We start from the raw sequence: 18,416 nt of genomic DNA, 5'->3' as shown, positions 1-18,416 counted from the left end.
CAGGTGAAGCATACGCGAATAAAAACCAATTTCCGTATGCCACTGCGCCATCACAGCCTGGTTTTCCAGCATCATCATTACATCGCTGGTGTCAGTGGCTGTTTTTTTTTGAGTTCAGTGCCTGAGTTTTGCTGCGAAGATCTTTTCTGATGGCTCCCGGTAATGTCAGACTCTGGTGAGCTGATTGCTCCTGAGCGGTAAGATCTGCCAGTAACTCAGTGATACCGGTGATATTTGAGACAGGTAAAATTCGGTTGAATGATGACATCATAAAATCCTTTTTATGCGAAATGACAGGAAAACAGCATTGTATTTTCCTGTCATTCTTTGCGTCATAAATCAGCGCATATTGCCGATTGGGGTTGAGAGGTTTTCTTTATGCTGACGGATCATGGCAGAGAGTGCGGAGCATTTGATATTCAGTGATGATGTGTGAGCTTGTAACATCGCCATATTATAGGCATTGGCGGTGTCTTTACTGCCGGACTGTAAATCATTCATCAGCGTATTTAGCTTTATATTATCTTTACTTATAGGTGACTTAAATCGAGTTAACAGTGAGTGGAAGGTCATAGTATCATTGGTTTTTGCGATGTCAGGCATAAATATCCTTATTTATTGTCAGATATAAATTTTATATGATTATCAGATAATAAATGATAATTATCTGTTCCGTATACCCCGGGATGTCTTTCCTTGTTACTGATTTCCCGGTGTTGTACCAGTGTGTTTCCCGGAGATGAGAAAATTTCCGCATTGATATCATGAATAGATTTATTTGTTTCTTCAGGTCTCCTTTTTTCAGAATAAATAATAATGTTGTTGTTTGATTTCTCTATAGAATAACGGATTAGTTTGTGTTCGAATCTGTTGTTTATTAATCCCACTATATCACCGAATGAAAATGACTTAATGATAATACTGCCTATGAATATTTCAGGGATGTTTAACATATCATTGTTGATGTTTTTTTCTTTCGTTACTTATATAAATTATTTGTTTTTTGTTATTGAGTTTCGACATGGCGATTATGTCATTTTTATTTATTTTTAAAGTATTTTTATCCAATTGATGAATGTTGTAGTCGGGTAGTTCTTTCTTAACATAATCAATCATATCGTTATCAGCAGTGAAGATAAGAATATTATTCCCTCTGGTGATATATTCTTGTTTTTGATTATATCTCTTAATTATATCATTATAGTCTGATTTTTTTTTCATTAATTATTTTACTATTAAACCAGTATGTAAAGCATATCGCCAGTATGGATGACAACATCAGAGAGAAAATAATAATGAATATTTTCAATTCGTTGCCCCATGTTTTTCTTCTCTTTTTATTCGTTGTCAGAATGTTGTTATTCCATTTTTCTTTTTGTTTTTTTATGGCGAAAAGACATTTTCCCTGATAGAAGCAGGATGAGTTATAAGGTATTTTTTCTGTTACTGATTTATTGTCATATGTTACTAATGAGACACGATAGTTATCTTCATATAATTCTATTTCTATATGGTCCACAGAGGTGATTATATCATGAATATTCAGATTGATTAATCCACCATCAAGATCTGTTTTATTGTTAATGCAGTATTTCCCCGGGGGTAATATTATTTCACTCTTGAATTTATTTTCTGTAATTATAGCCATGCTGTATAGGTCTTCCATTTATTCCCCTTGGTTATTTAATCATGGTTATAATAACTTTATCTAATGGTATTTTTCTCGTTTTCAAATGGTAGTTAGTTTTATAAATAAATGGTAGTAAAAAATAGTGTCATATTTTAAATTCCCTGATAAATTTAAGTCTGTTCAGGTGACGTTTAAAACTATACGAATGTTTATTATTCACCATGTATTCACTATGATGTAAGTGATGGAGCAGATTTATATGGAAAAGGAAGCCAGAATCTATATTTATAATGATTTGTATAATGCTGATGGATGTATTAAAAATGAGACGGCTGATTGCTGCTTTCCGCTCTCAAAATGTATTAAATTATTGGCATTTATAGATGGCCATTATCATTTAACACAAACAGAGCATCACGAAGAAATCGAAAATCCTGATTTTCAAAATTATGAAGCGGTTTTTTATGTTCCGGGAGAGGCAGATAATCCGGAATACCGCCTGGTCTGTGAAATGCTGAATGAAAAGAGTGTTCTGAGGACATTTTTTAATACACTGCGTAATTCTGAACATTATTGGCTGGTGAAACATCTGATCAGCGCGGCTGACTGTAAAAATAGCAATATCCGGGATATCAGCCAGCGCTACGGGTTATCCGGTACGCATTTCAGACGCCTGTGTCAGCGCTATATCGGCAATCAGAGCAAGCATCAGCTGCGTCACTGGCGTGGCGTGACATCTGTGCTGGATATTTTGGTAAAGGAGCACTCACTTACCCGTATTGCCGCAGATAATGGCTACTGTTCCGCATCGCATTTCTCAAATGAAATCAAAATATTATTCGGAATGTCTCCCCGGAAAATAAGGAATTTAAATCATGTGGTTAAAAAATAACACTGAAAGATGCAGGAGACTGTTTTTTGTCTTTTTTTTATCTCTTTTCTCTGCCGGTAGCGGCACAACAGACTCTGTTATATGAAAAAAAACCACCGTCTGAGGAGCAGTATGTAGCGAAAGAAACCCGGCTGGATCATTTTTTTGATGCACTGGCAGGGAAGCTGGACATGATGATTATCACGTCAGAAGCGGTGAAAAAAAAGAAAATTTCCGGCACATTTGATTTGTCTGACCCGCAGGCAGCACTGTCCCGGATGCTGAAAACCATGGCGTTGGTGTCATATCGGGAAAATCGCACACTCTACATTTATAACAGTAATGAAGTTGAGTCTTCCATGCTGGCGCTGAATACCGTTACCCGGAGTGAACTGACGGCATTTCTGCAACAAACGGGATTATTTGATGCCCGCTATCCGCTGAAATCTGACCTTCAGCAGCAGATTTTATATATCACCGCACCACCGCGCTATATGTCATTGATCCGCTCCGCAGTGGATGCACTTGAGGCGCAGTACAGTGTGCAAGAGCAGGGAATGAATCCGGAAGATGAGCATATTCAGCTGGTTAAGCTGGAAAATAGTTTTGTTCAGGACAGGGAAATCACCTCGAGGGGAAAAAGCCAGGTATTACCGGGAGTGGCCTCCGCACTGCGGGAATTGCTCAATGGCGGAACGGCGGCAAAAACCGGTCTGATACCGCGTGATGAAGAACAGGCACAGGCACTGCCGGCAGAAACTGTTTGGCTGGGAGGGGAACGGATACGGATAGTCCCGCTGCAGGGGGAAAACAGTCTCCTGTTAAAAGGTAATCGCAATGCATTGAATTTAATCAATCAACTGATAAAACAATTGGATGTGGCGAAACCACAGATTGAATTATCACTATGGATTATCGATGTATCAAAAAATGAAGCCGATCAGTTAGGGATCAACTGGCAGGCTGATTATGGTGGCGGGAAAATGAAAGTGGCGTTTAATCTCAGTGAGCTTAATCAGTTCACCGGCTTTTCTTTCTTCAGCAAAATCAGAGCATTGTCAGCAAAAGGGCAGGCTAACATGGTGTCCAGGCCGATTATTTTGACTCAGGATAATACACCGGCCGTGTTTGATAATAATACGACATTTTATACCACGCTGCTTGGCGAGCGGGTTTCATCTCTGGAGAGCATCACTTACGGCACAAAGGTGAGTGTGACACCACGAATCGCTAATCAGAGAAAATCGGTGGAAATGATTATTGAGCTGGAAGATGGCGCACAAAAAAAAGAGATTGCCGAAAGCAACGGAGAAGGAGCCCTGCCGGTTATTAACCGGACTAATATCAGTACGATAGCAAGGGTAGCTCAGGGGAATACGCTGCTGATTGGTGGCTACACACGGGAAAATACTCATCATCATAAAGATAAGGTTCCGCTGCTGGGGGATATTCCGCTGGCAGGTCGCTTATTTCAGTTTGAATCAGTGAAGACAGAAAAAATGGTCCGGCTGTTTTTATTGCAGCCCCGTATTCTGCAACAGGATTTTTTCAGTGATACGGAGGTTACCGGACATATTCCGTTTAGTACTGAGAATAAACAAGGTATTAAGATGATGCAAAAACTGAAGCAGGACTATTGATATGATCAATGGGGTACCCGGAGCGACTGCGTTTCGCCCGTCGGTCATACCGCAAAAACAGCAGAGTGAGGCGGTGGCAGAGCAGCGCCCGGCTGAAACCCAGGCAGAAAATCATGCTGAGCAAATGATGGATGTGATGGATGATATGGCTATGGCGTTGTCGCAGTTTAACCGGCGGCAGTATGGAAAAGATGAAAATATCAGCCAGTTACCCGCATCAGAGCAGAAAAATAGTGCAGAGGGCGCTGATACAAAGCTGGATCGGGTGGTGAAATGGTTTGCCGCCTCCGGCCGTTCGGTGCGTGAGTTTCTGGATTATGTACGCAATCTGTTTCCGGATCCCAGTGATTATGTGATGGCGTTACGCACATTGCTGCGAAAATTGCCGTTCTCAGCTGAAGAAGCGGCTGAAATTGATGCCGAAATTGAACAATTACTGTATGGCGAATTTGCGCAGGAAACGCGGGCCGGTATCAATATCGCGCTGAAAATCCGCCAGTATGCGCCGGTGACACAGCTGGAATGCACTCAGTTACGAATGGTGTACCGCAGCTATATCAGCTGGAAATTCGACATTCTGTATTTGTGGAAAGTGTGGTTGGAGCAGTACAGGAAAAGCCGTGTCAGGAGTCTGCTGAATTATGTCCGGGATTCACTGGTGTGCGATATGGCCGCATCTTTGCCGAGTTGCAGCCATCACAGTGAGTTCGGGGAATTGACAGTGCGGTTGCACACTCTGAATCAGCTTATTTCTTTGAATGATATGTTTCATCAGAAAATCAGTTCTCTCAATTGTATTGAGCCGGTACTGGCAGATGAGCAGAGGTTGAATCAGTTATTGATTTCCGGGTTGGGTGATCCGGATGCATTTCAGTCAGAAACAGAATCATTGTTAGCAACGACGGAAGATGATAAAAATAAACCGATTATTTTACAGCGACTTATCGTTATTTTTGGTGAGATACCGGATGTCCTCTTTTTGCAGGAAGCTGGCAAGGAAAGCGTAGTTTCTTTTCTGAAAGCGCTTATGAGCGAAACTATTAATATCTTATAACTTTCTCCGGCAATGGATTGCTATGCTGACAAATTTTATTAATGCGGTCAAAAGCAGGCCTGAGATAGCGGTGCTGCTGATTATGGTCATGGTGATTGCCATGTTGATCATTCCGCTGCCGAAATGGCTGGTCGATTTTCTGATCGGGCTGAACATTGTGATTTCTATCCTGATGTTATTGCTCTCTTTTTATATCACCCGGATTCTGGGATTTACCTCTTTTCCGGCGCTTCTTCTCATCACCACGCTGTTCCGGCTGGCACTGTCAATCAGCACGAGCCGTCTGATCCTGCTCGATGCAGATGCCGGGGATATTATTCAGTCATTTGGCGATTTTGTTATCGGCGAAAATATTGTCGTTGGCTTTGTTATTTTCGCTATCGTGACTATCGTCCAGTTTATTGTTATTACCAAAGGTTCTGAGCGGGTGGCGGAAGTTGCGGCTCGTTTTTCCCTGGACGGGATGCCGGGTAAACAGATGAGTATTGATGCGGATCTGAAATCCGGGCTTATTGATAATGAAGAAGTACGCAAACGCCGCAAAGAACTGGAGCAGGAGAGCCAGATGTACGGCGCGTTTGATGGTGCGATGAAATTTATCAAAGGGGATGCGATTGCCGGTATTGTCATTATTTTTGTGAATTTTGCCGGAGGTATCAGTATTGGTGTTGCGCAAATGTCGATGCCGTTCAGTGAGGCGCTGAGCACCTACACACTGCTGACCATCGGAGATGGCCTGGTGGCGCAGATCCCGGCACTGTTGATAGCTATCAGTGCCGGTTTTATTGTCACCCGGGTCAGCGGTACTAATCAAAATCTGGGTGAAAATATTGTCAGAGAGCTGTTTTCTCATGATTTTACCTTGCTGGTGACTGCTGTGCTGGCGCTGTGTATGGGAATGCTGCCGGGGTTTCCGATCGGAGTTTTTGGCTTGTTGTCCGGCGGGCTGATGATATTTTACGGCGTACGGTTCAGACAACATAAACAAGCATCAGGTGCTGTGCAAACCAGCGCAGACAGTCATGTTGCCGCGTCGGTTTCACCACAATCTGCGGATGATTTCTCCTGTCGCGGATTGACGGCAGAAAATAATGAAGCGATTCCTCTGATTATCACACTTCACAGCCGTTATCAGTCTCAGTTTGAAAAACAAAAGATTACCGCGTGGTTGCAGGAGGAATTTGCTTTCCGTTACGGCGTCTTTTTACCCGGCATTATCATCAACTACAGCGGGGAGATAGCGGAAAATAAAGCCGTGGTCCTGATCAATGAGATTCAGTCCGGGGCTATTTACAGCTATCCGGATAAATACAAAATTACACAAGCGAATGACGCGCTTGAGTCACTGACGATTGAACCGGTGGTAATTGAGCCGGAAAGTGGTGAGAAAACACTCTGGATTGATAAAAAACAGGATGAATTGTGCCGTGCATCCGGCATGGAGACAGAGCACGGTATCACTGCCTTTTTCAATGAGTTCAGCCGGATAATGACACACAATATTCAGGAATTACTCGGTATTCAGGAAACCAAAACCCTGCTGGATAATGTGGAAAATAAATACCCGGAACTGCTGAAAGAGTGTTACCGCTACCTCTCTGTCCAGCGCATTGCCGATGTATTTCAGAGACTGATCGCAGAGGAGATATCCATCCGTAATATTAAAATTATTCTGGGTGCGCTGGTGCAATGGGGGCAGAAAGAGAAAGATCCGCTGGTACTGGTTGAGCATGTCCGCAGCCATCTTGCCCGCTATATTTCAGCGCACTTTGCCTGCAATCAGGTCTTGCGGGCGGTTGTGCTGTCAAACCAGCTGGAGGAGATTATCCGTCAGGGGATCCGGCAATCTTCCGGCGGTACATTTATTAATCTCGAACCGGCACAGCTCGATCATTTCTATGATGCGATGGCGGTAGTGATGACACCACTGCGATACCGGCAGGACATTGTTTTGCTGACGGCGATGGATATCCGCCGGTTTGTCAGAAAACTGACTGAACTGCATTATCCGGGTATTGCTGTACTGTCATTTTCTGAAATTGTACCGACCGCACAGGTATCGGTGATTGACTCTGTTTAATGTAATAAAAAGGAAACCAAGGATGGATCTTGCAACACTGGTTACAGAAAGTATGACACTTATCGGACGCGGGGATTTGGTGTCTGAGAGCGGTGCATTGGATAATCATTCGACAATCTCATTATCCCTCGGGGACCAGCAGGTTGTTCATATCGCGGTGATTGATGAATACCCTGTTATCTGGGCACCACTGTCAGCAGAATTACCGGTATTGCCGCCGGAAGTGAAAGGCCTGTTGCTGGATGTTCTGACGGAAGAATCCACTCCGCTGTTTTACCCGGGTTTACCGGCGCTGCGGCAGACAGATAACGGCGCCGAGCTGGTCGGGTATTTCAGTGATACGGCGGTCAGCGGCGCGGAGTCGTTTGTGCAGGCGCTGGATCTGTTTGTCCGGCTCAGCCAACAGTGTCATTCACTGATCCTCAGAGGCTGATCGTGCTTGATGCACTGCTCAGTCAGCGGGCATTCCCGGTTCATATCCGTGGCTATTACCTGGAAGCGCCGCTGCCGGATGTTTTTATCGGGGAAATTTGCCTGCTGTGGCGGGATCTCAGCTGCCGTGTGTTGCTCGGGCGTGCTCAGGTGGTGGGTTTTAATGAACACAATACATTGCTGAGCCTGATCGGGCAGGCGGCCGGACTGACATTGACGACCGTTATCGCGCCGACAGGCAGTGCGATGACGCTGACATTCACACCGCAAATACCGGGTTCAGTGATTGATCCGTCCGGTAATACCCTGGCCAGATTGAGCGAAACGATCATTTCTGATACCCGGATAATAACCCGTCCGATTAACGCGGAGGCACCGGATGTCCTGTCCCGGCTGCGCATCACGGATATTCTGCCGACTGGTGTGAAAGCGATAGATGCCTTGCTGACCTGTGGCAAAGGTCAGCGGCTGGGTATTTTTGCCGGTGCCGGGTGCGGAAAAACCGTGCTGATGAATATGCTGATTGAGCATGCGCAAGCGGATATTTTTGTCATTGCCCTGATTGGTGAGCGCGGGCGGGAAGTGACGGAACTGATTGATGAGCTGCGCCGCAGTCCGCAGGCAGCGAAATGTATTTTGGTATGTTCTACCTCGGATAAACCGGCGATTGATCGCTGTAATGCGGCGCTGGTGGCAACCTCACTGGCAGAATATTACCGCGATGAAGGTAAAGAGGTGATTCTGTTTACCGATTCGCTGACCCGCTACGGGCGTGCGCTGCGTGATGTGGCACTGAGCGCGGGAGAGATCCCTGTCCGTCTGGGGTATCCGGCATCTGTTTTTGAACGCTTACCTGCACTGCTGGAACGCCCCGGAGCCACAAAAAACGGCATTATCACTGCGTTTTATACCATTTTGATTGATAACGAAAATGAGCCCGATGGCTTTGGCGATGAAGTACGGTCTGTTCTCGACGGACATATTTATCTTTCCCGGCGGCTGGCAATGCAAAATCATTACCCGGCAATTGATATCCCGGCCAGTATCAGCCGGGTGATGTCGCAGATTGTTTCACCACAGCATCTGACTGCGGCGGGGCGCTTTCGGACATTGCTGGCGAAACAGAATGAACTGAAACTGCTGGTGGAATTAGGGGAATATAAACCGGGGCTGAATGTGGACAATGACAAAGCCGTTGAACTGACGCTGCCGATGCGCCGTTTTTTATGTCAGTCACCGGCACAATTTGTTGCACTGCATGAAACCGGCAAAGAACTTGAACAGCTCACGCAATGATGTGCAGCAGCTGATCGCCCACTTTAGTCTGAAAGAGCGTTATGCACAGATAGTGCTGGCGCAACTGCACCGGCGCTACCGGCAGGAGCAGGAAAATAAAGATCAATTGCTGCTTTTAATCAGTGGTTTAGAGCAGCAAATTCATGATTTTGAATGCCGTGGGTTGCTATCGTACACCGAACTGAATGAACTGAGGCGTAAACAGGCGATATACCGCAAACAGATCCTCGATGTCCGCGTCCGGGTGGACGAATCATCAGTGCAGTTAAGTCAGATTCTGGATGAAATTGAAGAAAGTAATAAAGCTATCAATAGTCTGAGAAAGAAAATAATAAAATTTGAAGAATATAATAAGAAATAAATTCAGAAGGTAAATATAAACAGAGGATTGCGATGAATATCAGCCATGATTATACAGAGACAGGGCCATTTATTTCTGATGGTGATGTTGATAAGAAAGCATCACACATTCTGAATATAATGAATAAGAATAAAAACAAAAATAATGACAAGGATGTTGTTGTGCCATTTAACTCCAATGCGGTATTGTATAACGATTGTTATCGTGGTGATGCATTGTGTGGCTCTCCACCGAAACGAATTAAAAAAAAACGGTGGCATCATTATTAATCATGTTCATGAGATATATATCCGGTCGGATAAGATAAGGTTTTTTACATTGTCAGATAATGACGGTAATACTAAATTAAGTGAGGTTCATGATATTATCACTACGGATAAATCGGCAAAATTGATATCTGGTAATAGAGGTATCGATGTATTTAAAGGTGATATTATAAAGAATAAATATATATTATCAGTACAGCGGGGGATAACGAAAAACAATGCTATGATGGTACAACCGGAAGAGATGATAAACATAACATCAGACAACGAAATATGTGATTATGGGGAAATAAATATCATCTTAACTGAGATGCCAACAGAGGTTGTATCGGCGGAAACACCTGTGCCATCGGAGTTGCCTGTTTTTCTTCACCATGTGATAGAGAGTTCAGAAACAAAAAATTCTTTGCCAAATATCTTGTTTAATCAACGGGATAATGGAGGGCAGGGAAAAATGTTATTACTCAGCGCTGACACCGGGAAATATCCGGTATCACAAGAAAATAACAGGGCTGACTATTATTTTTCTTATTATTTTAGACAGAAATACCAATCTCCTGAACCGGTTTATATTTATCGTGACCAATCGAACAGATTCAAACTGGATACACATTCAGAATTGGTTAAGCGAAAGCTTAAATTAGCAATGGATGTTAATACGGTTGATGATATTGATATATTATAGACGGGAATTATAAATGCATTATGATACATGCCAGTCAATGGATTATCTGAGCTGCTATCTGCCTGAACAAAAAGAAAATAACAAAAGAAAAATAAAATGTCATTTGGTCAATACACAAAATGCATTAGAGGTACTCATTGATGTTGAATCATTTCTCAGTTATTTGATTGGTGAAAATGATATTCCGTGGGAAATTATTCCTGAGAATTATTTAATTGAACTGATTAATGAAAATAGAAAAGAGATTTGGTTACCTTTTTTCTCCACAGAATGCTATTTCACAGAATTCGGGACGGAAAGTTTCTCCGTCAATACGGCGCGCAAACTTGCATTCAGCCGGGAAGGTATTGATTTTACACTATTGGGTGCCAGAGGCCGTTTTGATATTGACAGCCCGCCTCTGGCACAGGATTTATCTGTACCGGTGAGTGCCGGTATTTATATAGGTTCAACTCTGACATTCACCGGTGTGATTCAGCAGATTAATGAAGGTGATGTCATTTTCATTATACAAAACGACCGATTTCTGAGAGCAGGAGGCTATTTTCAGATGACACTGATGCAGGAGCAGGATGAAACTGTTATCACAGGGCGGGGAACTGTTCCGGAAAACCCCGTTGCAGCACCGGAAACTGCCGTTTTTGACAGTCGCAGAATACCGGTCCGGGTGGATTTTTTACAATGCCGCCGGGTGTTTCCGTTGTCAGATCTGATGGCATTACAGCCGGGGGACAAAATACCACTGCCGCAGACGGATAATCATCTGATCACACTGGAAATTAACGGACAGCGCTTTGCTCAGGGGGAACTGGTGCGTATCGGGGAACAGTATGCAGTTGAGATCCATCATATTTTCAGTAAGGGAGAGTGATGACTGACAGCGCAGTTTCGATGATGCTGATGCTGGCAGCCGCATCGATATTACCCTTTATTCTGGCAGCGGGAACCTGCTATCTCAAATTTTCCATTGTATTTGTGATGGTGCGTAATGCGCTGGGTGTTCAGCAGGTGCCGTCAAATATGGTTCTCAATGCCGTTGCATTTATTCTGGCAATGGTGGTGATGTTTCCTCTTGTCAGTAAAACCTATCACTATGTTGCTGAGAATCCGGTGGAATTATCACAGCCCGAATCACTGTCCCGCTTTGCGGACGAAGGTTTACAGGATTACCGGCAGTATCTTTTTCGTTATGCCGATAAACCTTTGCTGCATTTTTTTGCGCAAACCGATGTTGATGAGGAGGCCGATCCACAACTGCATGATGCCCGCGATGTCTCGTTTTTCCCACTTCTGGCTGCCTATGCATTGGGGGAGATCAAATCTGCGTTTTTGATAAGCTTCTATCTTTACCTGCCGTTTATTGTGATCGACCTGGTTGTTTCCAGTGTTCTGCTGGCACTGGGAATGATGATGATGAGCCCGGTTACGCTTTCAGTACCCATCAAACTGATCTTATTTATTTCACTGGATGGCTGGTCATTGTTATCCACCAGTCTGGTCTCTCAGTACCTCGAACTTATGGATATTTAACATGGATGTTATTTATGCGGCGGATAAAGGAATTTATCTGGTGATTATGTTATCCCTGTTGCCGGTGGCAGTGGCAACCGTCGTAGGGCTGACTGTGGGGCTATTACAAACCGTAACCCAAATCCAGGAACAAACATTGCCTTTCGGGCTTAAACTGATTGCGGTATTTGTCTGTATCCTGAGTCAGCTTTCATGGCTCGGGGACTCTGTGCTCAATTATGCCCGCGAAATGTTTTCGCTGGCACTCAGCGCAACGGCGGCGGGATAATCCCTGTGGCATTGTTTTCCTGGCTTCATGATATATTTCAGGCAGCATTATTCAGCAGTGTGCGGCTATTTGCCGCATTCTCTTTTCTGCCGTTTCTGAATGATAAATTTATTCTCAGCCGGACAAGCAGGGGCGTTGTGATTTTCACCCTTGCACTGTGCTTCAGCGCAAATGAAGGAGGCTCCGGTGTAACATTTTCAGCTGTCAGTGTACTGAGTGAGATTATTACCGGTACTGTCATGGGGCTGGTTTACAGTACGCCGTTCTTTATTTTCTCCGCATTTGGTGAATATATTGATAACCAGCGCGGGGCAAATATCAGTGACACTGCTGACCCGACAACCGGCACTGATGCTTCGCCGTTTTCTACCTTTATGAATCTTTTTTCGGTCTCATTTTTTTTGCTCAATGATGGTTTGGTATTATTAATGTCCTCGGTTCAGGACAGTTTCCGGTTGTTACCGCCGGGCACATTACTGACAAAAATTGATTACACGGTGGTGATGAATTGGCTGACAAACAGCCTGTCACTCTCGATACTGTTTTGCATGCCGGTTCTGATTATTTTATTTATTTCAGAGGTCAGCCTGGGCGTGCTGGCACTGTATAACTCACAACTCAATCCGTTTTCATTATCACTCTCAATAAAAAGTATTATTGCCTTTCTGCTGGCTCTGTTGCTGTTTCGCAGCACGACAGTGACGGACGTTACTGTGTTGTTTGATACGTCTCCGATAACACAATTTCTGAGGAAAAACGATGGCTGAAAAAACGGAAAAGCCTACCAGTAAAAAATTGAAGGATGAAGCCAAAAAAGGTAACACGTTTAAATATAAAGAATTACTGTCGACTGTCGGATATATATCAGGTGCATTTTATTTACTCTATATTGCCGACTGGACGGTATTTACCCGATTTTATCAAACGGTATTATACAATGTGAATCATCTGTCACTCTCTGTATATATCGATATGTTATCGGATATTTTTTTTCAAATGGTTTTACCGCTGATCATATTATGTAGCATGAGTGTCAGTTTTGTTTCACTGATGCAAACGCGTTTTTCCATTGCGACAGAAGCGATTAAATTTGATTTAAAAAAAATTGATCCTATCGCCGGGTTTAAACGGATCTTCACCAGGAAATCACTAAAAAATCTGGTGAAAGCATTGATCTGTGTTGTGATTTATTTATCAGCAGGTTATGTATTTATTTCTTTATATACCGGTGATATCTATCAGATGGTGGTTATTCCGTTCTCTGAGGTAAGCAAAGGATTTCTGTATTTTACCGGCCATTATATTTTTATTTTTATTTTACTGCTTATGCCATTATTAGTGATTGATTATATTGTTGAATACTTTTTCTTTTTTGGTGACATGAAAATGGAAAAGCATGAGGTTAAACAAGAATATAAGAACAGTGAAGGTAATCAGGATATAAAATCAGCCCGTAAGCAGCAGCATAGAGAGTTACTGAATGCAGAAACTAAAGCACTGATAAAGAATTCAGATGTTGTAGTCGTTAACCCGGTGCATATTGCAATAGCCATTTATCTTGACCCGGAAAATGGTGTTATGCCTCTTATTACAGTTAAAGAGAAAGGAACATATGCACTGGCTGTTCGCCAATATGCAGAAAAACATCAGGTTCCGGTTGTCCGGGATATTCGTCTGGCACGGCAATTATTCAATAAATACCATGTATTCGACACTATTATTGGTGATGACCTGGATAAGTTTTTGGATCTCTTATTGTGGTTGAATGAAGCTGAACAGGCAGGTCTTGACAGTTCAGAGTAACCTCAGGACTGAGGCGTATTTTATGAAAGTGATTATCAGGACAATAAGATAGTATTTTCCTGACTTGATAATCGGATATTATTAAGGAGCATTGTTATGGATGACAATATAAATTTTGATATTAAATCACTGGTAGGGAATATTTTTTCTCATCTGGAGAGTGGCAATATCGCTGATCTCCTGGTACCAAAGAAAGAACAGGATTTTACAAATGTTTATTCTTTGGCTTGTGATTATTATGATAAAGGACTGATTGAACAAGCAGAGAATATTTTTCGTTCACTCTGTTTATATGATTTTAGTAATGTGGATTATTTACTTGGATTGGCCGCTGTTAAACAAGTGCAAAAACAATATCAGAAAGCAATCAATCTTTATTGTTTAGCTATTAACTTAGATGAAACGAATGCATCTATATACCTGTATATAGGTCAGTGTTATTTATATACAGGCGAAAAAGAATCAGCAATAAGTAGCTTCAGGCATTGTCTCTCACTAGCGTGTAATGATAGTGAGCGGGAACAAGCGACCAATTATATATCCATTCTGGGAGGTAACTAATGCGATTAGAACATGAGCCAAGAATAGAAAACAGAGTCGGGTATCCGGATTCTCATAACTCATTGGATGCTAATAAACCAGTTGGTGGAGCATCTAATACCTCATCTGATGAAGAGAAACTAACGGTACTATATAATGAACTTGAGAGAATTGATTCTGTTTTATCTAATCCGGGTACAACAAAAGAACAAGCATTAAAAGAACTTGAATCATATAATTCGTTAATAAAAAATAATGAAAATACAAAGTTACTCAATAGTACGGGTAATGAGATTGCGGAAAAATCAAGGGCAATAAGTGATAAGATTCAGGACTATTTTATCATGAAGGATATGGTCACTTTTGGTTATTTTATTGATAAAATGGATACTGTCAGTAAATATGCCTATGATATTTCAGTTAAATATCAACGGGAAGGTATGAATAAGTACGTTGATTTTTATAAAGACGTAACAAAAAAAATTAAATACGTTCGGTGATTATATTAAAGAGAGTATTAACGACGGAAAACAAAATAAGGTATATAAACGAAAATATTATTCAGAAGTATATAACACAATGAAGCCTTACTTTTATAAAGGAGATGGGGAAGGCTATATTTTATATGAAAATAGTATAAGGTTAGTCAAGGTTGGCGATGATAAATTTAATGTTTTCATCGGAGATGAATTAGTTGATAAAGAGATCTCATATAAAGAGGCGTACGGGAAAATGGAGTATTTTTTTGCTTGTCATGAGCCTGTGATTAAGGGTACCCGCCTGTGTAAATTATTAAAGCCTATCATGGATAAAGACAATAATATTGTGGGTTTAGAAGGTAAGGTGGAGCAATTTTTATTTCCTACCGAATTTTATTATTTTATGGAGTTTGCATATAGCGAAAGTGATCTTGATAAGATAAATGAAAATTTCGATAAAAGCATCAATGAAAAATCACCTGATTTATCAATTTGGAATAATGTTAATGAAACATCAATATCTGCTACCAGTGATGTGGAATATACCAAGAGAGTGCTGAAAGAAAACTATGATGCAGGGGTCTATGATTATTATACAGATGAAGATAAGAAAAATGTTGGCTCTGATTTATATCAACACGATATAAATAGCATAAATCAAAAAATAGATGGAGCAAAAAAAGGGTTACAATTAACATTGGATGAATACACTCAGCGATATAATACTGTTAATAGTAATTATGATAATATGCTGAGAACCATTACAACAATGATAAGTGAATTAGCCCAGGAATTAAAGGGTTTTTTACGGTTCTGATATCAAAAGGAAATCATATGGATGTAAATGTTAATAAAATTTCAGGGTCAGGTACTGTAAATGAAAATTCTACAGGCGAAATTAAATCTGAAAAAAAAACGAGATATCACCAATAATCATATTGGTGAATTTAATGGGGAGATAATTAGTGATGTTAGTAAGAAATCAATAGTAGTTAATGAGGACAAAAATAAACCAAAATTAACTAATAGCAAACATGATGATAAAAATAATACAAAAACAAAGCCTGACTACTCACTTAACATAATTAATTCATTATTGTTCGATTTTTTTTCAGATGAGAAATTAAAATTTAATTCCAGAGCGCACGGGTATAACCACAAATTCCTTGAGGGGCTATGGTCTGAAAAAGAAGAAAATCAATTAACTGAATGTATTTCAGATTCTGCTTATTTAATTAATGATCATATCGATGCAACAGCTGATTACTATTTTTTACTGATGAATGAAAATAGTGATTCATTATCAAAAATGCCTGATGGAGAATTGAAAAACAAACTAACAGGTGATGGGGTTGATAAATTTAAAGATAAAAATGAAATTGTTTCCTATTTAAGAAAAAAAAACAAATGCAGATGAGGTAATTAAAAATATAAATACAGATTCCGCTTTCTGTAAAGATAAGACTAAATTATTTAAACAATTATCTGAAGAATTAAATAAGCTGCCGGTTCTTGATGATGAAGTCGGTTCACTTTTATCAGGGAATCGTGATGAAATTAATGCTGAGCTTACATCATTACATGCCTTGGCCGATATTCAGGATGATGCAAAAGATATTCTTAAAGATGCTGTCAATTTATTTGGTGCTCAGCGTAAATCTGACGTTAATTTTACTGAGTCATTAACTATTTTAATGGGTAAAATAGCAGATTTACGGGATAAATTAGCACAAAATAAACTTGAAAATGACCGACTTGTAGCCACTGCTCAGCAAAAAACATTGCAGGATAAAATTGATGCTGACGGGGCTGAAATGGCGAAGAAAATAAAAAAAGCAGAACGATTACAGGCTATTTTTAAATGGCTGGGACCATTATTGATTGCAATAATGGTTATATTAACTGCTTTGACCGGCGGCTTGCTGGCAAAAGCATTAGCTGCGGTGGTTGTGGCAGTCACCATTATCAATGAAATTGTTAAGGCGTCCGGTGGCCCGGATATAATGGCAAAGATAATGACACCGGTGACAAAATTGGTGGAAGCTATCCAGAAGTTTATTAAAAATATGGCTGTGGAACTTGGAAAAGCGCTTGGGCTGCCACCGGAAGCATTAAAAAAACTGGAAGAAAATATGGAGGTTATTTCTATGTTACTTGCAGTTGTTGTTGTAATGGCGGTGTTTGCTGCCGCTGGTGCTGTTGCCGGCAAAGTTATTGGTCAGGTGGCATCAGAAGCGGTGAAGGAAGTATTAAAACAAGTAATGGCTGAAGTTAAAAAAAATATTAATTACAATGATGCTGACATCTACTGTCATCAATGGTGTAAATTCAGTCACCCAGGCAAAGCTTAATGAAGATGCAATGAAATTAAACGCTGATATAGATTTAGATCAGGAATTGCTGGGTAAACTAATGGCGCTGATGGAGAAAATAATGGCGACTTTTTCGGAATCACATCGGGATTTAAATAAAATGAAAGAGCAATTAGGTAAGATTGGAAAAGATGATTTTCAGCGGAAGAAATCTATTATACAGCCAGGGCTATTAGCAGTTTAATTTAAAAAGGAATTTATCATGACAACTATAACTGCAGCAGATACCTCCAAACAGGTTTATTCACCGGAAATTGACGATGTTATTTCGGTAAAGAAAAGTTCACAGGAAATAAGTATTGACCCTGACGTTATAAAAGAGGTTACAAAAAATAACGGTATAAAAAATACAGAAGTTACAGATGAACAGATTGGTGCTGAGATCCGTACCCGGGTAGGATCAGTAATGCCCTCTCTGTTATCTGTCAGTGATCAAAAATGGATGAAATTAGCCATAGAATTATGCAAAGTTATGAATGATGATTCCCTGGGTCAGCTGGAGCGCCAGAATAAACTGGATGCACTTGTTATCGATCTGGCAAAAGAATTAAAAAATATGAAATATAAGGAAGCCGAGCTTCAGGTCAAAGCTGCCGTCGTCGGTGCGTTAGTTTCTATTGGTATCGCCATTGTCGGTGCTGCTATGTCAATAAAGGGGATTGATGCGGCTAACCCGACGGCGCCAACACCTTCCGGAATCGCAGGTCAGGCGATGTCCGGGCTGTCACAGCCTGTTAGTCAGGTATTCGTACAATTAATTCAGAAGAAGGTTACTGAGCTACAAGGTGATGCTGAAGTTGTTCGCGCGCAGAAAGACCTGAAGCTCAAAAGCGGATCTTCTCACGGTAAATTGTCTAATGATGCGAATGAATTAAATAAAAAACTGATGGATATGTTTAACCGTTATCTTGATAACAAGCAGGCGGCAACGAGTAACTTGCTTAATAATATGCGGGCATAATCACTGTTTTGTTTATAAAAATGAGAGCCGCTTCTGGCAGCGGCTTGAGATTGCTGACAAAGCAGGATAAAACGTGGTTTTTCCTGCTTTGTGTTATCAGCCGAAAATCAATAAATTGATTTTCCTGGTTTATTTTTCAACCTTTTTT

General features: G+C 41.2%; 24 protein-coding genes. 21 read left to right on the top strand and 3 right to left on the bottom strand.

Annotated features, from left to right (window positions below; all coding sequences use genetic code 11):
* Positions 1 to 91: 91 nt before the first annotated feature.
* The 3 genes from AYY17_RS22115 to AYY17_RS21095 all read right to left on the bottom strand — a co-directional run bounded on the left by AYY17_RS22115 (position 92) and on the right by AYY17_RS21095 (position 1,666).
* On the bottom strand, positions 92 to 271 hold the full coding sequence (locus AYY17_RS22115; RefSeq protein WP_235845295.1) for a hypothetical protein: 180 nt from the start codon (positions 269 to 271) through the stop codon (positions 92 to 94).
* A gap of 68 nt (positions 272 to 339) precedes the next feature.
* Entirely contained in the window at positions 340 to 603 is a 264-nt protein-coding gene (locus AYY17_RS05575; protein WP_067422057.1) for a hypothetical protein, read from the bottom strand.
* A gap of 595 nt (positions 604 to 1,198) precedes the next feature.
* Positions 1,199 to 1,666, bottom strand: a complete 468-nt coding sequence (locus tag AYY17_RS21095) for a hypothetical protein (protein WP_082981299.1) — start codon at positions 1,664 to 1,666, stop codon at positions 1,199 to 1,201.
* Positions 1,667 to 2,000: 334 nt separating this feature from the next.
* On the opposite strand from AYY17_RS21095, the gene AYY17_RS05565 reads away from it, so the two are divergent.
* The 21 genes from AYY17_RS05565 to AYY17_RS05475 all read left to right on the top strand — a co-directional run bounded on the left by AYY17_RS05565 (position 2,001) and on the right by AYY17_RS05475 (position 18,268).
* Positions 2,001 to 2,522, top strand: coding sequence for a helix-turn-helix domain-containing protein (locus tag AYY17_RS05565; RefSeq protein ID WP_235845294.1), 522 nt, complete (start codon positions 2,001 to 2,003; stop codon positions 2,520 to 2,522).
* Positions 2,523 to 2,548: 26 nt separating this feature from the next.
* A complete protein-coding gene (gene sctC / locus AYY17_RS05560) occupies positions 2,549 to 4,141 on the top strand; it encodes a type III secretion system outer membrane ring subunit SctC (RefSeq protein ID WP_235845293.1) in 1,593 nt (530 codons plus the stop codon).
* A 1-nt stretch (position 4,142) separates the two neighbouring features.
* Positions 4,143 to 5,195 carry a type III secretion system gatekeeper subunit SctW gene (gene sctW, locus AYY17_RS05555; RefSeq protein WP_067422053.1) on the top strand — a complete coding sequence of 351 codons (1,053 nt, stop codon included), beginning with the start codon at positions 4,143 to 4,145 and terminating at the stop codon, positions 5,193 to 5,195.
* A 22-nt stretch (positions 5,196 to 5,217) separates the two neighbouring features.
* Positions 5,218 to 7,275, top strand: a complete 2,058-nt coding sequence (locus tag AYY17_RS05550; RefSeq protein WP_067422051.1) for an EscV/YscV/HrcV family type III secretion system export apparatus protein — start codon at positions 5,218 to 5,220, stop codon at positions 7,273 to 7,275.
* 22 nt (positions 7,276 to 7,297) lie between these two features.
* Positions 7,298 to 7,708 carry an InvB/SpaK family type III secretion system chaperone gene (locus AYY17_RS05545; protein WP_067422049.1) on the top strand — a complete coding sequence of 137 codons (411 nt, stop codon included), beginning with the start codon at positions 7,298 to 7,300 and terminating at the stop codon, positions 7,706 to 7,708.
* Positions 7,709 to 7,710: 2 nt separating this feature from the next.
* Positions 7,711 to 9,003, top strand: a complete 1,293-nt coding sequence (gene sctN, locus AYY17_RS05540) for a type III secretion system ATPase SctN (RefSeq protein WP_067422047.1) — start codon at positions 7,711 to 7,713, stop codon at positions 9,001 to 9,003.
* Positions 8,984 to 9,364 carry a hypothetical protein gene (locus tag AYY17_RS05535; RefSeq protein ID WP_235845292.1) on the top strand — a complete coding sequence of 127 codons (381 nt, stop codon included), beginning with the start codon at positions 8,984 to 8,986 and terminating at the stop codon, positions 9,362 to 9,364. The genes sctN and AYY17_RS05535 overlap by 20 nt, the downstream gene beginning before the upstream one ends.
* Positions 9,365 to 9,396: 32 nt before the next feature.
* Complete coding sequence (locus tag AYY17_RS05530; protein WP_067422043.1) at positions 9,397 to 9,633, top strand: hypothetical protein; 237 nt, start codon at positions 9,397 to 9,399, stop codon at positions 9,631 to 9,633.
* A gap of 49 nt (positions 9,634 to 9,682) precedes the next feature.
* Positions 9,683 to 10,315, top strand: a complete 633-nt coding sequence (locus tag AYY17_RS05525) for a hypothetical protein (protein WP_067422041.1) — start codon at positions 9,683 to 9,685, stop codon at positions 10,313 to 10,315.
* 13 nt (positions 10,316 to 10,328) lie between these two features.
* Entirely contained in the window at positions 10,329 to 11,186 is an 858-nt protein-coding gene (locus AYY17_RS05520) for a FliM/FliN family flagellar motor switch protein (protein ID WP_067422039.1), read from the top strand.
* Entirely contained in the window at positions 11,186 to 11,845 is a 660-nt protein-coding gene (locus AYY17_RS05515; protein WP_067422037.1) for an EscR/YscR/HrcR family type III secretion system export apparatus protein, read from the top strand. The genes AYY17_RS05520 and AYY17_RS05515 overlap by 1 nt, the downstream gene beginning before the upstream one ends.
* Before the next feature lies 1 nt (position 11,846).
* Positions 11,847 to 12,113 carry a type III secretion system export apparatus subunit SctS gene (gene sctS / locus AYY17_RS05510; protein ID WP_067401027.1) on the top strand — a complete coding sequence of 89 codons (267 nt, stop codon included), beginning with the start codon at positions 11,847 to 11,849 and terminating at the stop codon, positions 12,111 to 12,113.
* Positions 12,114 to 12,118: 5 nt separating this feature from the next.
* Positions 12,119 to 12,880 (top strand): type III secretion system export apparatus subunit SctT, encoded by a 762-nt coding sequence (gene sctT / locus AYY17_RS05505; protein ID WP_067422036.1) that lies wholly within the window; start codon positions 12,119 to 12,121, stop codon positions 12,878 to 12,880.
* The gene (locus tag AYY17_RS05500; protein WP_067422033.1) at positions 12,873 to 13,916 is read left to right on the top strand and encodes an EscU/YscU/HrcU family type III secretion system export apparatus switch protein; all 1,044 of its coding nucleotides are present in this window, start codon (positions 12,873 to 12,875) and stop codon (positions 13,914 to 13,916) included. Before sctT ends, AYY17_RS05500 begins: the two co-directional genes overlap by 8 nt.
* Positions 13,917 to 14,012: 96 nt before the next feature.
* Positions 14,013 to 14,477, top strand: a complete 465-nt coding sequence (locus tag AYY17_RS05495) for a tetratricopeptide repeat protein (protein WP_067422031.1) — start codon at positions 14,013 to 14,015, stop codon at positions 14,475 to 14,477.
* Complete coding sequence (locus AYY17_RS05490; protein ID WP_067422029.1) at positions 14,477 to 14,956, top strand: hypothetical protein; 480 nt, start codon at positions 14,477 to 14,479, stop codon at positions 14,954 to 14,956. Before AYY17_RS05495 ends, AYY17_RS05490 begins: the two co-directional genes overlap by 1 nt.
* A 79-nt stretch (positions 14,957 to 15,035) precedes the next feature.
* Positions 15,036 to 15,752 (top strand): hypothetical protein, encoded by a 717-nt coding sequence (locus AYY17_RS05485; RefSeq protein ID WP_067422027.1) that lies wholly within the window; start codon positions 15,036 to 15,038, stop codon positions 15,750 to 15,752.
* A 60-nt stretch (positions 15,753 to 15,812) separates the two neighbouring features.
* Positions 15,813 to 16,352 (top strand): hypothetical protein, encoded by a 540-nt coding sequence (locus AYY17_RS22110; protein WP_235845291.1) that lies wholly within the window; start codon positions 15,813 to 15,815, stop codon positions 16,350 to 16,352.
* Positions 16,353 to 16,521: 169 nt separating this feature from the next.
* Positions 16,522 to 17,286, top strand: a complete 765-nt coding sequence (locus tag AYY17_RS22105) for a hypothetical protein (protein ID WP_235845290.1) — start codon at positions 16,522 to 16,524, stop codon at positions 17,284 to 17,286.
* A 10-nt stretch (positions 17,287 to 17,296) separates the two neighbouring features.
* Positions 17,297 to 17,491 carry a hypothetical protein gene (locus AYY17_RS22100; protein WP_235845289.1) on the top strand — a complete coding sequence of 65 codons (195 nt, stop codon included), beginning with the start codon at positions 17,297 to 17,299 and terminating at the stop codon, positions 17,489 to 17,491.
* Between the two features lie 18 nt (positions 17,492 to 17,509).
* Positions 17,510 to 18,268 (top strand): hypothetical protein, encoded by a 759-nt coding sequence (locus tag AYY17_RS05475; RefSeq protein WP_067422025.1) that lies wholly within the window; start codon positions 17,510 to 17,512, stop codon positions 18,266 to 18,268.
* The last annotated feature ends 148 nt before the right edge of the window (positions 18,269 to 18,416 follow it).

Source organism: Morganella psychrotolerans (assembly GCF_001676055.1).
Lineage (GTDB): Bacteria > Pseudomonadota > Gammaproteobacteria > Enterobacterales > Enterobacteriaceae > Morganella > Morganella psychrotolerans_B.
Note: the sequence above shows the minus strand (reverse complement) of the source record. Positions and strands in the feature narration are given on the sequence as shown.

Bases quoted from the DNA above. Each gene is read 5' to 3' on its own strand.
- AYY17_RS05545 (WP_067422049.1), top strand. From the start codon at position 7,298: ATGGATCTTGCAACACTGGTTACAGAAAGTATGACACTTATCGGACGC.
- sctS (WP_067401027.1), top strand. From the start codon at position 11,847: ATGGATGTTATTTATGCGGCGGATAAAGGAATTTATCTGGTGATTATG.
- AYY17_RS05475 (WP_067422025.1), top strand. From the start codon at position 17,510: ATGACAACTATAACTGCAGCAGATACCTCCAAACAGGTTTATTCACCG.
- AYY17_RS21095 (WP_082981299.1), bottom strand. From the start codon at position 1,666: ATGGAAGACCTATACAGCATGGCTATAATTACAGAAAATAAATTCAAG.
- sctW (WP_067422053.1), top strand. From the start codon at position 4,143: ATGATCAATGGGGTACCCGGAGCGACTGCGTTTCGCCCGTCGGTCATA.
- AYY17_RS05490 (WP_067422029.1), top strand. From the start codon at position 14,477: ATGCGATTAGAACATGAGCCAAGAATAGAAAACAGAGTCGGGTATCCG.
- AYY17_RS22110 (WP_235845291.1), top strand. From the start codon at position 15,813: ATGAAAATTCTACAGGCGAAATTAAATCTGAAAAAAAAACGAGATATC.
- AYY17_RS22100 (WP_235845289.1), top strand. From the start codon at position 17,297: ATGAAATTAAACGCTGATATAGATTTAGATCAGGAATTGCTGGGTAAA.
- AYY17_RS05485 (WP_067422027.1), top strand. From the start codon at position 15,036: ATGAAGCCTTACTTTTATAAAGGAGATGGGGAAGGCTATATTTTATAT.
- AYY17_RS05575 (WP_067422057.1), bottom strand. From the start codon at position 603: ATGCCTGACATCGCAAAAACCAATGATACTATGACCTTCCACTCACTG.
- AYY17_RS05495 (WP_067422031.1), top strand. From the start codon at position 14,013: ATGGATGACAATATAAATTTTGATATTAAATCACTGGTAGGGAATATT.
- AYY17_RS05550 (WP_067422051.1), top strand. From the start codon at position 5,218: ATGCTGACAAATTTTATTAATGCGGTCAAAAGCAGGCCTGAGATAGCG.
- AYY17_RS05530 (WP_067422043.1), top strand. From the start codon at position 9,397: ATGAATATCAGCCATGATTATACAGAGACAGGGCCATTTATTTCTGAT.
- AYY17_RS05515 (WP_067422037.1), top strand. From the start codon at position 11,186: ATGACTGACAGCGCAGTTTCGATGATGCTGATGCTGGCAGCCGCATCG.
- AYY17_RS05520 (WP_067422039.1), top strand. From the start codon at position 10,329: ATGCATTATGATACATGCCAGTCAATGGATTATCTGAGCTGCTATCTG.
- AYY17_RS05500 (WP_067422033.1), top strand. From the start codon at position 12,873: ATGGCTGAAAAAACGGAAAAGCCTACCAGTAAAAAATTGAAGGATGAA.
- AYY17_RS22115 (WP_235845295.1), bottom strand. From the start codon at position 271: ATGATGTCATCATTCAACCGAATTTTACCTGTCTCAAATATCACCGGT.